This is a genomic window from Streptomyces sp. WMMC500, assembly GCF_027497195.1.
Lineage (GTDB): Bacteria > Actinomycetota > Actinomycetes > Streptomycetales > Streptomycetaceae > Streptomyces.
The window spans coordinates 3,017,246-3,030,718 of record NZ_CP114905.1; the positions used below are offsets into that span (position 1 = coordinate 3,017,246).

Sequence of the window (13,473 nt, forward strand, 5' to 3'; positions counted from 1 at the left end):
CGCCGCGCGAGGCTACCCGCGGCGGTCTTCGTACGCCGTGATGTCCTTGATCACCGAGAACGCGAGCCCGTACGCGCTCATGCCGCGGCCGTACGCGCCCAGGTGCACCTGGTTCTGCGTCGTCCCCGCCAGCACCCAGCCGAACTCCGACTCGCGGTAGTGGAACTGCGTCGCCTCGCCGTCGACCGGCAGCGAGAGCGCCGACCAGCCGGACCCCTCCAGGTCGTCGGCCAGCTCCCAGGCCACCGACGTCTGCTGGTCCAGCCACTCCTCGCGCATCTGGCGCTCCATCTGCGTCGGCCAGGTGCACGACAGCAGCCCGGAGCCCGCCAGCCAGGCCGCGGACGACACGGACGTCGCCTCCAGCACCCCGCTGCCGTCCGCGCTGCGCCGCACGGGGCGGCTCGCGACGGTCACGACCACCGCGAAGCGGTGCTCGCGCATGCCGGCCTCGGCGAGGTACGAGGGCATGTCCCCGTGGCCCACCGTGCCGTGCTCCACGCCGCCGTCGCCCCCGGTGGACTGCAGCCAGCGCGGTCCCGCGAACGCGTCGTCCAGCCCGTACCAGGGGAAGGACGCCCGCAGAAAGCTGTCCACCAGGCGTGGCTCGGACTCCTGAACCGTCCCCCCGGGCTCCGCCTCGCTCGTCATCTCCATCAGCGTGGTGCCTCCTCGTGGCCTGGACCTGTCATTCGGCGGTCGCCCCCCGCCGGGGCGCACGCCCCGCCTGGCACACCGCATGCCGGGCGCTCACCCAGACACACGGGAGGATATCCACCTGCATACGCTAGGACAGGCAGGTGGTCTGATATGTGAGCCGATCAGGTGGCGTCCGCGTCGTACGGCGGGCGCTCGGCCGTGGTCGTACCCTTCGCCTCACCTGCGGCGTCGCTCCGGCCGTCCGGGCCGCTGCCGCCGTCCTTCGTCAGGCTCAGCGGTTTCTTCCCCGCGCCGTCGTCGTCCATGTCCCCCACGGTGCGCGCCGCCTCGCCGACCTCGGCGACCTCCTTCTTGAGGTCGAAGCCGTTGCGGATCTCCTTCAGACCCAGGTCGTCGTTGTCGAGGAGGTGCTTCTTGGCGAAGTTCTTCGGGTTCAGGTCCTCGAACTCGAAGTCCTTGAACTCCGGGCCCAGCTCCTTGCGGATGTCCTCCTTGGCGCTGTCGGAGAACTCCCGGACCTTGCGGATGAACCGCGTCGCGTCCTGGATGACCTTGGGCAGTTTGTCGGGGCCGAAGACGATCGTGGCCAGGATGATGAGAGCGATCAGCTCGAGGGGTCCTATGTCGAAGAACACCTGGCACTCCTTGCTGTCCTGTCGTCGGCCCGCTGCCGGCAGGTCCGGGCGACTCTCACGGTACCTGGCGACCCCGCTTCCCCGGGAGTACCGCATCGGCCGCGGTGGACTGGTCCAGCGCGGCCGATGCGGGTGTTTGGCGTGGTTTGCCGGGGTCAGTCGGTGGACTCGCCCTCGCCGAGAGTGACGTCCACGGTCAGCTCCTCGCCGTCGCGCTCGATCGTCAGCGTCAGCTCGTCCTGGGGGCTGCGGCTGCGGATCTTGACGATCAACTCCTCGCCGTTGTGCACCGCTTCGCCGTCGACCCCGGTGATGACGTCCCCCGGCTCGATGCCCGCGGTGTCGGCGGGGCCGCCCGGGGTGACCGGCTCGGTGCCGCCCTCCTCCGCGGAGGTGCCGACCTGGGCGCCGTCGCCCGTGTACTGCATGTTGAGCGTCACGCCGATGACGGGGTGCGTGGCCTTCCCGGTGTTGATCAGCTCCTCGGCGACTTCCGCGCCCTTGTTGACCGGGATGGCGAAGCCCAGGCCGATGCTGCCGCCCTGCTCGGTCTGGGGCTCGCCGCTGCCGTTGTCGGCGCCCCGGATGGCGCTGTTGATGCCGATCACGCGCCCCTCGGAGTCGAGGAGCGGGCCGCCGGAGTTGCCGGGGTTGATCGGGGCGTCGGTCTGCAGGGCGTTGACGTAACTGACGTCGCTGCCGTCGCCCTGCTCGCCGCCGGCGGTGATCGGGCGCTCCTTGGCGCTGATGATCCCGGAGGTGACGGTGTTGGGCAGGTCGTACGGCGCGCCGATGGCGACGACGGGGTCGCCGACGGCGACGGAGCCCGAGTTGCCGAGCGGCAGCGGCTTCAGCCCGGAAACACCCTCGACGCGGACGACGGCGAGGTCGTAGCCGGCGTCGCCGCCGACGACCTCCGCGGACTTGGACTCGCCGCCGCTGAACGTCACCGTTATGTCGCCGCCGTCCTCGGCGGGCTGCACGACGTGGTTGTTGGTCAGGATGTGCCCGCGCTTGTCGAGGACGAAGCCGGTGCCGGTGGACTGCTCGGCGACGCCGCTGACGCGCAGCGTCACGACCCCGGGCAGCGCGGACCGGGCGATCCCGGCGACGCTGCCGGGCGGCCGCTTGCCGCCGTCGTCGGTCGCGGAGGACTGGTCCAACTCGACCTGGCCCGGGGTGCCGTTGCGCTCGATGTAGCTGCCGATGGCACCGCCGATGCCACCGGCGACGAGCGCGATGACCAGCGCCCCGACGAGGGTGGCCACGCGCCCCTTGCGCCGCTCCGGAGCGTGCGCCGCGTGCGCGGGCGCCCAGGGGTCGTACCGCTGCCACTGGCCCCCCGCGGGGGCGCCCTGCGGGTGGGTGTAGGGCGCGGTCGCACCGGTCGCACCCGGGGTGCCGGGCCCGCCGGGCCCGGGGTGGGGGGCGCCGGGGCCGGGCATGCCGTGTGCCGTGGGCGGCGGCGCGCCCGGAGGCCGCCCGGAGCCCGCGTGCCCGGGTCCGCCCGGCGCGGGTACGCCGCCCGGCGGCGGCGCGCCGTGCGGCGGGGTCTGGGCGCCGTGCCCGTACGGCGCGGGGGGACCTGCCTGCGGCCCGGGGGCGCCGGGGTGGCCGGGCTGGGGACCGGGGTAGCGGGGGTCGCCGGGCGCCGGCTGGCGCGGTACGTCGCTCTCGGCACCCCCGGTCGCCGCGGCGGCGGGCGCCCCGGGCGCGTCGGCCACGGGCCCCCGCGGGCCCGGGAGATCCCCGGCGGGCCGGGGGTCGGAGTCGGAGATGACGGCGAGCTGCGTGGTGTCGTCGTCCTCGACGGGGGGACCGGCCACGCCCCGGTCGCCGCCCACGCCGCCGGGGCCCGCCGGGGCGTCGGCCGGGTGGCCGGCCGGCTCGCCGTGGGCCCGGTGCGGATGCGCCGGCTCCGCGGCATCCCGCGCGTCCTGCCCGGGCACCTCGCCGAAGCCGCCGGAAGCGCCCGGAAGCCCCGGAGCGCCGGCGTCCGGCCCCGAGCCGCTCGCCCGCGTGTCGGCGGGCGCCGCCGCGGGCTTCTCCGGGCCGTAGGCGGCCCCGCTCTCGGCCGTCCCGGGCTCGGGCGTCCGCGCGGGCTCCGCGGCGTTCTGCGGGCCGTCTGAGGCCGCCGCGGGCGTCCCGGCGCCGGCCCGCTCGTCGTGCGGCGGCAGGGCTGCCCGGCCGGCGCGTGCGCCGGCGACGGCGGACAACGCGGGGGGTATGCCCCTGCCGCCCGTCGCCTCGCCGGACCCGGCCTCCTCCGCGGCCCCCGGGTACGGCCGCACGCCGACCTCCCAGGGCCGCTCGTCCGCACCCCCGGCGCCCGCCGGCACGGCGCCCGTGCCCGGGCCCGCGTCCGCCGCGGGAGCGTCCTGGTCCTGCGCCGCGGCGGCCCCGGTGCCGGGGAAACCCGCCGCCGGGCTCTGCGCGTCTCCGGTCCCGGGGCGCGTCGGAAGCGCCACCGTTTCCGTGCTCGATCCACCGTCTGCCGCGGCAGACGCACCCTCGTCCGCCGCCGGGACGGGCGTCTCACCGGTGCTGGGGCGCGTCGGGAGCGTCCCGCCGTCCGCCTCCGTGCCCTGCCCGCCGGCCTCCGGGGCCGGCGCCACGGGAAGGTCCGCGGCCACGGGCGAGGCGGCGAACGGGTCAGCGTCCTGCCCTTGCCCGGCCCGGTCGCCGGCGTCCGGCGATCCGGCCTGTGCACCCTCCGCGGACGCGGCGGCGGCCGGCGTCGCGCCCGGCGCGTCCGCGGCACCTGCCCGCTCCGTTCCGGGTACGGCGTCCGCCGGGCCGGCCGGCATGCCGGTCTCCAGGGTCGGCGCGGCGGGCTGCCCGTCCGGCTCGGCCGCGTCCCGCTGCCCCGCCGGGGGTACCGCGCCGCCCGCGGATGCCTCGGCCGACGCCCGGCTCCGGTCCCTGTGGTAATCGTCCTCCCCGTCGCGCCACTCGCGCAGCGCCTCCCGGACCCGGCGCAACTGGTCCACCTCCGGGTCGTACCCCGGGGGCGGGCCCGCGTCAGCCGGCGTGTCCGCCGGTGGCGCGGAGGTGTCGGAGTCGGTGGGCGGTCCGGCGGTGTCCGACTCGGCCTCGCGCGGAGGCTCGCCGGGCTCCTGCCTCCACCAACTCGGCTTCCCCTGGTCCATTTTCTCCCCACACGTTCCGCATGCGACTGGGCGCGGACCGTCGCGGCCCGCAGTTGTTGCTCACCCGCCGGGCAGGCCCTAGCGATTCAATCAGGTGCATGCGGTCCGGCGCATCGCCCGGGAGCCGACGCCTCGCCGGCACCGGCGAGGCGTCACCGTGAGCGTCACTGCGGCGACGGGGTGTTCATCCCGCTCAGCGCGGTCTTCGGCGCGGGCGTCGCCGACTTGGTGACCGCGAAGACCGACAGCAGCGGAGGCTGCGGCGTCGCGGTCGTGGCCGCCGTCGCGGAGGCGGCCATCTGCAACGGCCCGCTCTGCGTCGTGTACGGCTGGACCGGCCCGGCGTCCTGCGCGCCGCCGGAGGTGGAGAGCTGGGGGTCGTACGAGTAGCGCGCGGGCACGCCGCGGTCGCCGGGGGTGACGGCCGGGGATCCTGCGGGGTCGATGGCCGACTCGATGGGCAGCGCGCCGCCGAGGGCGAGGGCCGCGAAGGAGACCGCGCCGGCTGCGGCGAACGCGAAGCGCCGCCCGCGGGCGGCGGCGGGCCGCTCGACCTCGTGGATCGGGAACCCGGGGCCGCCGTCGAGCACGGCGCCGTCGAGGACACCGCCGCCGAAGCCGCCGGCCCGGGGGGCGCGCACGCCGCCGGCCCTGCCGCCCGTACGCGCGGCACCGCCGGCCCCGCCCGCGAAGGGCGACCGGCGGGCGGGGTCGTCGAGGTCGACGCCCGGCAGGTTCTCCAGCCGGGCCAGCAGGCCGTCCGAGGGCGGCGGCGGGGCGGCGGCGGAGAACACGCTCTTCAGCCGGCGCTGCTCGTCGGCCTCGGCCTTGCACCGCGGACACGTCGCCAGATGGGCCAGCACGCGGTCCCGCGCGTCGTGGGGCAGTTCCCCGTCGACCAGCGCCGCCAGCGCTTCGCCCAGGTGCTGCTCGGCGGGCGACAGCCCGCCCACGCTGCTCACAGCGTTCCGCCCTCCTCGTCCGAGCCGTAGGCGCCCTGCCCCGCCCCGGCGAGCGAGCGCTGCTCGGCCCTCGCCTCCGGGGAGCGGTGCTTGAGCGCCTTGCGCAGGTGGGAACGGCCGCGGTGGATCCGGCTGCGGACCGTGCCCAGCTTGACGCCCAGGGTGGCGGCGATCTCCTCGTACGACAGGCCCTCGATGTCGCACAGCACCACCGCTGCCCGGAACTCGGGCGCGAGGGTGTCCAGCGCCTGCTGGACGTCGGCGTCGAAGTGCGTGTCGTTGAAGTGCTGCTGCGGCGACGGCTCGCGGCTCGGCAGCCGCTCGGCGGCGTCGTCACCGAGCGCGTCGAACCGGATGCGCTGCTTGCGCCGCACCTGGTCGAGGAAGAGATTCGTGGTGATGCGGTGCAGCCAGCCCTCGAACGTCCCGGGGGTGTACGTCGACAGCGACCGGAAGACGCGGATGAAGACCTCCTGCGTGAGGTCCTCCGCGTCGTGCCGGTTCCCGGTGAGGCGATAGGCGAGACGGTAGACGCGACCGCTGTGAGTGCTGACGATCTCCTCCCACGAAGGCGGAGTCCACCCCTTGGACGACGCGTCGTCGGCCGGGAACGTGGAGAATCCGGCAACGGTCACGGTGTCGGCGGCATGGCTGCGGTCGTCAGCATTGTCGGTCACGGATTTCGGCTCATCCGGTGCCCGGGACCCGCGGCGAAAACGTCGCCGGGCGTCCCGTTCGCCGGACGCGGCCGCACCTCCCCTGGTGGCTCTGGTGGTGTCCAGTAGGCCCCCTACCATATCCACCTCGCCCGTTAGCTCCGGATAAGCTCTTCCGACCGGTATTTTCCCGCATTCAGCGGAACCATCCCCGCCGGCATCCTTACCTCGTCCGTATCACTTCCGTCTCCCCCAACGCACGGTCCGGCCAGCAGGTTCCCAGGCGCAGCGGATACAGTCACGCTTGCGACGGATGCAGGCGCAGGTGCCAACGGGGAACAGGAGAAGGCGATTACCGGCAACCGGCTGGCGAGCTGGTCGTTCGCCGAGGCGTACGGCACGGACGGTGCCGCGGACGCCGAAAGCGGCCGGGCCGGGGCGACCCCGGGCGGCCCGGCGGGGCCGACGCGTGCGCAGGGCTCGGCGACGGCGGCGCTGCACTGGGCCCGGCAGCGGGCCCTGGAGGCGGGGCTGCGCCAGGTGTCGGCGGGCGCCGGGGCCGCGCTGCGGCTGCTGGCGGCGACGGCGGGCGCCAAGGCGGTGGTCGAGATCGGCACCGGCACCGGGGTCTCCGGCATCCACCTGCTGCAGGGCATGCGCACCGGCGGGGTGCTGACGACCGTAGACCCGGAGCCGGAGCGGCAGCAGTTCGCGCGCCAGGCGTTCCGGGCGGCGGGGTTCGCCGCGAACCGGGCGCGGATCATCGTGGGCCGGGCGCTGGACGTGCTGCCGCGGCTGGCGGACGGTTCGTACGACATGGTCTTCTGCGACGGCGACCCGCTGGAGTGCCTGGAGTACCTGGGCGAATCGTTGCGCCTGCTGCGCCCGGGCGGCGTGGTGTGCTTCGAGGGCGTCTTCGCGGACGGGCGCACGGTGGACTCGGCGGCCCAGCCGGACGAGGTGCAGAAGCTGCGCGAGCTGCTGCGCGCGGTGAAGGAGAGCCGGGAGCTGATGCCCGCGCTGCTGCCGGTGGGGGACGGGCTGCTGTGCGCCGTCAAGCGCGAGGCGTGACGGACATCACGGGCTTCTCAGATGTCACGGGCGTCACGCACCTGACGGACGCGCCGGGCGGGTGCCGGACGACACCGTTCCTGCCGGTGGCCGGGCGCGATCCGGGCCCCGAGACGATCCGCCCCGGCCACCGCGGCGGCCGGGGCGCATACAGGGTTCTTCCGGACCTCGGTCCGACTAGCTGACGACCTTCTTCAGGGCGTCGCCGAGCGCGTCGGCTTCATCGGGGGTCAGCTCGACGACGAGCCGCCCGCCGCCTTCGAGCGGAACGCGCATGACGATGCCCCGCCCCTCCTTGGTCACCTCGAGCGGGCCGTCGCCCGTCCGCGGCTTCATGGCCGCCATGCTCGTTCCCCTTCCTGAAACCAGCTCTTCGTTGAGAAGCATCGACGGCCCGTGGACAGGCTCGTCGCCACCGGCATCGAACACAGTGCTTCTCGCCCATTATCCCGCATTGCCGGTCCTCATGACCAACATCGGTCCGCATCCTCTCGACGACGTGCGACCGCAAAACCTCCCAATTCCCGCCAGAGGGATGCGATACTGCGCCCTTCCCGGCCGAGGCGCGCCGCGTTTCCATTTGACGCACGTCACATGTCGCGGAACGGTGATCTCCGCCATGCTGACGGCACCGGACGAGACGCGGCTCAGCCCCGGTGACCCCGGGGCGTAGCGAAGGGAAGAACATGGCGGACACCGTGCTGTACGAGGTCGCCGACGGGCTTGCGACCGTCACCCTCAACCGCCCGGACGCGATGAACGCCCTCGACACCGAGACCAAGAACGCCCTGCGCGACACCTTGCGCGGGGCGGCGGAGGACGACGCCGTACGGGCCGTGCTGCTCACCGGCGCGGGGCGGGCGTTCTGCGTGGGGCAGGACCTCAAGGAGCACATCGGCACCCTCGCGGCGGCCCGGGCCGCGCAGCGTACGGACCACGCGATGGACACCGTCGCCGAGCACTACAACCCCATCGCCGCCACCCTCGCCGGGATGCCGAAGCCGGTGGTCGCGGGCGTGAACGGGGTCGCCGCGGGGGCCGGCGCGGGCTTCGCGTTCGCCGCGGACTACCGGGTGGTGGCCGACAGCGCCTCGTTCAACACCTCCTTCGCGGCCGTCGCGCTGACCGCGGACTCCGGCGTCTCCTGGACCCTCCCACGCCTCGTCGGCCACGGCCGCGCCGCCGACCTGATGCTCTTCCCGCGCCGGATCGGGGCGGACGAGGCGCTGGCGCTGGGCATCGCGAACGTCGTCGTGCCGGCGGCGGACCTGGCCGCCGAGGCGGCGGCGGTGGCCCGCAGGCTCGCGGCGGGGCCGACGGGGGCGTACGCGGCGATCAAGGAGTCGCTGGCGTACGGGGCGGGGCACGGGCTCGCGGAGACGCTGGCCAAGGAGGCGGAGCTGCAGTCCCGGGCGGGCGCGTCCGAGGACCACAGGATCGCGGTGGAGGCGTTCGTGGCGAAGGAGGAGCCGCGCTTCACGGGCCGCTGAGCCCTCGCCGGGCGGGCCATGGCGGACCGGGCGGTGCCCTCGCCGGGCGGGCGACGGCGCGACCGGAGCGGCGCCCGCGGCTCCGGCGTCCCCGGAAGCGACCTGCGAGCAGGTCGTGCCCGCCTCGCGCCCGGCCGCCGACGCGCGCGGGGCGCTTCCGCGCGTGGCAGTCCGCGAGGTGGTCGTCGACCAGGCCGCACGCCTGCATCAGCGCGTACGCCGTCGTCGGCCCGACGAACCGCACGCCGCGCCGCTTCAGCTCCTTGGCCATCGCCGTCGACTCCGGCGTGACCGCCGGCACGCCCGCGCGCCTGCGCGACGGCGGGACCGGGGCGGCCCCCGCGGAAGCGACCTCCGTACGGGACGTGCGCGCGCCGCCGAGCCGACCGCGCCCCGGACAGAGGGCACGCCGTACGGATCCCACCCGGTGCCGTGCCGCGCATGGACGGCCGCGTGACCACCCCGCGCCCCGGGAGGGCTAGCGCGCGTGGCAGTCCGCGAGGTGGTCGTCGACCAGGCCGCACGCCTGCATCAGCGCGTACGCCGTCGTCGGCCCGACGAACCGCACGCCGCGCCGCTTCAGCTCCTTGGCCATCGCCGTCGACTCCGGCGTGACGGCGGGTACGTCCGCGAGCGTGCGCGGCGCGGGGCGGGCGGCGGGGTCCGGCGCGTACGACCAGAGCAGGGTGTCCAGCTCGCCGGGGGCCCAGCCGGCGAGGGTCTTCGCGTTGGCGAGGGTGGCCTGCACCTTCAGCCGGTTGCGGATGATGCCGGGGTCGGCGAGCAGCCGCCGCTCGTCCCCGGGGCCGAACTCGGCGACCGCGGCGATCTCGAAGCCGGCGAAGGCGGCCCGGAAGCCCTCGCGGCGGCGCAGGATCGTCAGCCAGGACAGCCCGGACTGGAACGCCTCCAGCGACAGCCGCTCGAAGAGCGCGTCGTCGCCGTGCACGGGCCGGCCCCACTCCTCGTCGTGGTACGTGACGTAGTCCTCGGCGGACAGCCCCCACGGGCAGCGCAGCAGCCCGTCGGGCCCGGCCACGGCGCCGCCTTCGGCGCTCACGCCCGCCCGTCCCGGCCGTCGCGCGGGCCCCCGCCGCCGAGCTCGAACCCGCCCGGATCCCGGAGGCCCGGGTCCGGCCCTTCCGGCTCCGCGGCGCCGTGGCCCCGGCCGCCCGCGTCCGGGTCGAACCAGTCCGCACCACCGCTGCCCAGGCCGCCGAGGTCCCGGGTGCCCAGGTCCCGGCCGCCCAGATCCCGGCCGCCGTTGCTCCGGCCCACCGGGTCCGTGCCGCCGCCGAAACCCTGCCCCGGGTAGTCCGCCGGGGGTGGTGCGTCCCCGTACTCCTGTCCGCCCGGCCGCGCCCCGCGGTACGCCGCCGCATGCGCACCCGCCAGGGCCGCCTCCAGCTCCGCGATGCGCGCGTCCCGCTCCGCCAGCTCCGCGGCGACGCGGTCCAGCGCGTCGTCCACGTCGTCCATGCGGTACCCGCGCAGCGCGACCGGCAGCCGCAGCCCGTCGATGTCGGCGCGGCCCAGCGGGCGGCCGGGCGGCAGCGGGTCGTGGAGCCGGTCGGGCAGCGGCTCGGTGAGCTCCTCCTCGCCGTTCCCCGCCAGCACGACGGTGACCGCGGCGACGACCGCGACCATGGCGATGAGCATGAACCAGAACACGATGTCTCCCCGTGGACAGCCGGGCGCCGGATGGCCGCGCCCGGTACGCCGGGTGGCTGCGCCCCACCCTAGCCGGGGCCTGTGACAGTCCCCGTGGCCCGGCGCCCGGACCGCACCGGCACCGCCCCCGGCTCCGTACCGCCGCAGCACCGGCACGGCACCGGCACCGCCGCCGCGCCGAAGCCCGCCGCCCCGCCCGCGCCGCGCGGGCTAAGGTCGCTGGAGGAGGCCGGGCCGCCGTCCCGGAGAGCGCCAGAGGAGGCAGCATGCTGCGACTGGGGTCGCGCACTTTCGCCGCGTACGAGCCGGTGATCATGGCGATCGTCAACAGGACCCCGGACTCCTTCTACGACCAGGGCGCCACCTTCCGCGACGAGCCCGCGCTCGCCCGCGTCGAGCTGGCGGTCGCGGAGGGCGCGGCGATCATCGACGTCGGCGGGGTGAAGGCGGGACCCGGCGCGGAGGTGTCGGCCGCGGAGGAGGTGCGCCGCACGGCGGGCTTCATCGCCGAGGTACGCCGCCGCCACCCCGACGTCGTGATCAGCGTGGACACCTGGCGGCACGAGGTCGCCGAGGCCGCCTGCGCGGCCGGCGCGGACCTGCTGAACGACGCCTGGGGCGGCGTCGACCCGCTGGTCGCCGAGGTCGCCGCCCGGCACGGCGCCGGGCTCGTGTGCACGCACGCGGGCGGCGTGCAGCCGCGTACCCGGCCGCACCGCATCGCGTACGACGACGTGATGGCCGACATCCTGCGGGTCACCCTGGGGCTCGCGGAGCGGGCCGTGGAGCTGGGCGTACGCCGTGACGGGATCCTGATCGACCCCGGTCACGACTTCGGCAAGAGCACCCGGCACTCGCTGGAGGCCACCCGCCGGCTCGGCGAGATGACGGCGGCGGGCTGGCCGGTGCTCGTCTCGCTGTCGAACAAGGACTTCGTCGGCGAGACGCTGGACAAGCCGGTCAAGGAGCGGCTCGTCGGCACGCTCGCCACCACCGCGGTCTCGGCGTGGCTGGGCGCCCAGGTGTACCGGGTGCACGAGGTCGCCGAGACCCGGCAGGTGCTCGACATGGTGGCCGCCATCGCGGGCCACCGCCCGCCCGCGGTCGCGCGCCGCGGGCTCGCCTAGCGGCCCGTACGGGACGGGGCCTTCGGGGCGGGGCGGGGTCCCGCCGCCCTACGGGGTCTCCTTCGTGACCAGCCCCACGGCCTCGGTCACGTCGTCCGTGATGTGGAAGAGGTCGAGGTCCCGCTCCGCGGCCTTGCCGCCGTCCACGACGGTCTTGCGCAGCCAGTCGACGAGCCCGCCCCAGTACTCGCTGCCGAAGAGGACGATCGGGAACCGCGTCACCTTCTTCGTCTGCACCAGGGTCAGCGCCTCGAACAGCTCGTCCATCGTTCCGAAGCCGCCGGGCAGGACCACGAAGCCCTGGGAGTACTTCACGAAACACGTCTTGCGCACGAAGAAGTAGCGGAAGTTCACGCCGAGGTCGACGTACCTGTTGAGCCCCTGCTCGAAGGGCAGCTCGATGCCCAGCCCGACGGACAGCCCGCCGGCCTCCAGGGCGCCCTTGTTCGCCGCCTCCATCACCCCGGGCCCGCCGCCGGTGATCACCCCGAAGCCGGCGTCCACCAGCCCCCTGCCGATCGCGACGCCCCGCGCGTACTCCTGGCTCTCCGGTGCGGTACGGGCCGAGCCGAAGACGCTGATCGCGGGCCCCACCTCGGCGAGCGCGCCGAACCCCTCGACGAACTCCGCCTGCATCCGCAGCACCCGCCACGGGTCCTCGTGCACGTACTCCGCGGCGCGCTCCCGGGTGTCCAGCAGGTGCTGGTCCATCGTCCCGCGCTGGATGCGGCTGCGGCGGCGGAGGACGGGGCCGAGCCGCTGCTCCTCGAACTCCTCCCGGTTGGCCACGGGCGCGCTCCCTTCCTCGTGTTCCTCTGGTTCCTCGTGTTCCCGTACGGCTCTTCCCGTACGACGATCTCCGGGCCCAGGCTAGGCGAAGCCGCTCGAAGCCACGTAAACCCCGGCAGGAACCACGGCGGAACAGCCGGTGACACGGCCCTGCGCTCACGCGGTGAGCCAGGCCCGCAGCCGCTCCTCGCAGTGGTGGATACGGGCCGTGTGCACGTGCTCGTCGCGCTTGTGCGCGTAGTTCGGGTCGCCGGGTCCGTAGTTCACCGCGGGGACGCCGAGCGCCGTGAACCGGGCGACGTCCGTCCAGCCGTACTTCGGCCGCGGGGTGCCGCCGACGGCGGCGGTGAACGCGGCGGCGGCGGGGTGGGCCAGGCCCGGCAGCGCGCCCGGGGAGCTGTCCTCGACGGTGATCTCCGCGACGCCGCAGCCGTCGAAGTACTCCTGTACGAAGGCGATCGCCTGCTCCTCCGAGCGGTCGGGTGCGTAACGGAAGTTGACGGTGACCTCGCAGACGTCGGGCACGACGTTGCCGGCGACGCCGCCGGAGACGCGGACGGCGTTGAGGCCCTCGCGGTACTCCAGGCCGTCGATGACGGCGTGCCGCGGTTCGTACGCCGCGAGCCGGGCCAGCGCGGGGGCGGCGGCGTGGATGGCGTTGGCGCCGAGCCAGCTCCGGGCGGAGTGGGCGCGTTCGCCCTCCGTCCGCAGGACGACGCGCAGCGTGCCCTGGCAGCCGCCCTCGATCTCGCCGTCGGAGGGCTCCAGCAGCACGGCGAAGTCCGCCGCGAGCCAGTCGGGCCGGTTCTCGGCGAGGCGGCGCAGGCCGTTGCGGGAGGCGTCGACCTCCTCGTTGTCGTAGAAGACGAAGGTGAGGTCGCGGTTGGGCGCGGGCACGGTCGCGGCGATGCGCAGTTGGACGGCGACGCCGGCCTTCATGTCGGAGGTGCCGCAGCCCCACAGAACGCCGTCCTCGTACGTGCCGTCGAGGCGCGAGGGCACGTTGCCGGCGATGGGCACGGTGTCGAGGTGCCCGGCGAGCACGACGCGCTCGGCGCGGCCCAGCCTGGTCCGGGCGACGACGGCGTCGCCGTCGCGGTCGACCTCCAGGTGGCCGAGCCGCCGCAGCGCGGCCTCGACGGCGTCGGCGAGGTGCTTCTCCTCGCCGCTGACGGAGGCGGTGTCGACGAGCTGGGCGGTCAGCCGTGCGGCATCGAGCGTCAAGTCCATGCCGACGACCCTACGGCCCGGCGCCCCGGGCAC

At 75.2% G+C, this 13,473-nt stretch carries 13 protein-coding genes and 1 pseudogene; 3 read left to right on the forward strand and 11 right to left on the reverse strand.

Annotated elements, in window-relative coordinates:
* Positions 1 to 12: 12 nt before the first annotated feature.
* The 5 genes from O7599_RS12445 to sigE form a co-directional block, all read right to left on the reverse strand.
* Complete coding sequence (locus tag O7599_RS12445; RefSeq protein ID WP_281622216.1) at positions 13 to 657, reverse strand: hypothetical protein; 645 nt, start codon at positions 655 to 657, stop codon at positions 13 to 15.
* A gap of 164 nt (positions 658 to 821) precedes the next feature.
* Positions 822 to 1,295, reverse strand: coding sequence for a sec-independent translocase (locus O7599_RS12450; RefSeq protein WP_281622217.1), 474 nt, complete (start codon positions 1,293 to 1,295; stop codon positions 822 to 824).
* A gap of 155 nt (positions 1,296 to 1,450) precedes the next feature.
* Entirely contained in the window at positions 1,451 to 3,139 is a 1,689-nt protein-coding gene (locus O7599_RS12455) for a trypsin-like peptidase domain-containing protein (protein WP_281623359.1), read from the reverse strand.
* Between the two features lie 1,469 nt (positions 3,140 to 4,608).
* Positions 4,609 to 5,406, reverse strand: a complete 798-nt coding sequence (locus tag O7599_RS12460; protein WP_281622218.1) for an anti-sigma factor — start codon at positions 5,404 to 5,406, stop codon at positions 4,609 to 4,611.
* Positions 5,403 to 6,203, reverse strand: coding sequence for an RNA polymerase sigma factor SigE (sigE, locus tag O7599_RS12465; RefSeq protein ID WP_281622219.1), 801 nt, complete (start codon positions 6,201 to 6,203; stop codon positions 5,403 to 5,405). The genes O7599_RS12460 and sigE overlap by 4 nt, the downstream gene beginning before the upstream one ends.
* Before the next feature lie 354 nt (positions 6,204 to 6,557).
* On the opposite strand from sigE, the gene O7599_RS12470 reads away from it, so the two are divergent.
* Entirely contained in the window at positions 6,558 to 7,133 is a 576-nt protein-coding gene (locus O7599_RS12470; RefSeq protein ID WP_281623360.1) for an O-methyltransferase, read from the forward strand.
* 177 nt (positions 7,134 to 7,310) lie between these two features.
* Here O7599_RS12470 and O7599_RS12475 read toward each other — a convergent pair whose 3' ends face one another.
* Entirely contained in the window at positions 7,311 to 7,478 is a 168-nt protein-coding gene (locus tag O7599_RS12475; protein WP_018834979.1) for a DUF3117 domain-containing protein, read from the reverse strand.
* A 341-nt stretch (positions 7,479 to 7,819) separates the two neighbouring features.
* Between O7599_RS12475 and O7599_RS12480 the strand changes: the two genes are divergently transcribed.
* Positions 7,820 to 8,623, forward strand: a complete 804-nt coding sequence (locus tag O7599_RS12480) for an enoyl-CoA hydratase-related protein (RefSeq protein WP_281622220.1) — start codon at positions 7,820 to 7,822, stop codon at positions 8,621 to 8,623.
* Between the two features lie 157 nt (positions 8,624 to 8,780).
* Here O7599_RS12480 and O7599_RS12485 read toward each other — a convergent pair.
* The 3 genes and pseudogenes from O7599_RS12485 to O7599_RS36885 all read right to left on the reverse strand — a co-directional run.
* A pseudogene (locus tag O7599_RS12485) lies at positions 8,781 to 8,930 on the reverse strand (DNA-3-methyladenine glycosylase I); the annotation flags it as partial.
* A 171-nt stretch (positions 8,931 to 9,101) separates the two neighbouring features.
* Positions 9,102 to 9,683: a DNA-3-methyladenine glycosylase I gene (locus O7599_RS12490; RefSeq protein ID WP_281622221.1), complete on the reverse strand. Its 582-nt coding sequence runs from the start codon at positions 9,681 to 9,683 to the stop codon at positions 9,102 to 9,104.
* The gene (locus O7599_RS36885) at positions 9,680 to 10,294 is read right to left on the reverse strand and encodes a DivIVA domain-containing protein (RefSeq protein ID WP_348652603.1); all 615 of its coding nucleotides are present in this window, start codon (positions 10,292 to 10,294) and stop codon (positions 9,680 to 9,682) included. The genes O7599_RS12490 and O7599_RS36885 overlap by 4 nt, the downstream gene beginning before the upstream one ends.
* 266 nt (positions 10,295 to 10,560) lie before the next feature.
* On the opposite strand from O7599_RS36885, the gene folP reads away from it, so the two are divergent.
* Positions 10,561 to 11,421: a dihydropteroate synthase gene (gene folP, locus O7599_RS12500; protein ID WP_281622222.1), complete on the forward strand. Its 861-nt coding sequence runs from the start codon at positions 10,561 to 10,563 to the stop codon at positions 11,419 to 11,421.
* Between the two features lie 48 nt (positions 11,422 to 11,469).
* Here folP and O7599_RS12505 read toward each other — a convergent pair whose 3' ends face one another.
* Together O7599_RS12505 and dapE are read right to left on the reverse strand one after the other, a co-directional pair.
* Positions 11,470 to 12,210, reverse strand: a complete 741-nt coding sequence (locus O7599_RS12505; RefSeq protein WP_281622223.1) for a TIGR00730 family Rossman fold protein — start codon at positions 12,208 to 12,210, stop codon at positions 11,470 to 11,472.
* Positions 12,211 to 12,366: 156 nt separating this feature from the next.
* On the reverse strand, positions 12,367 to 13,440 hold the full coding sequence (gene dapE, locus O7599_RS12510) for a succinyl-diaminopimelate desuccinylase (RefSeq protein WP_281622224.1): 1,074 nt from the start codon (positions 13,438 to 13,440) through the stop codon (positions 12,367 to 12,369).
* Positions 13,441 to 13,473: the final 33 nt, after the last annotated feature.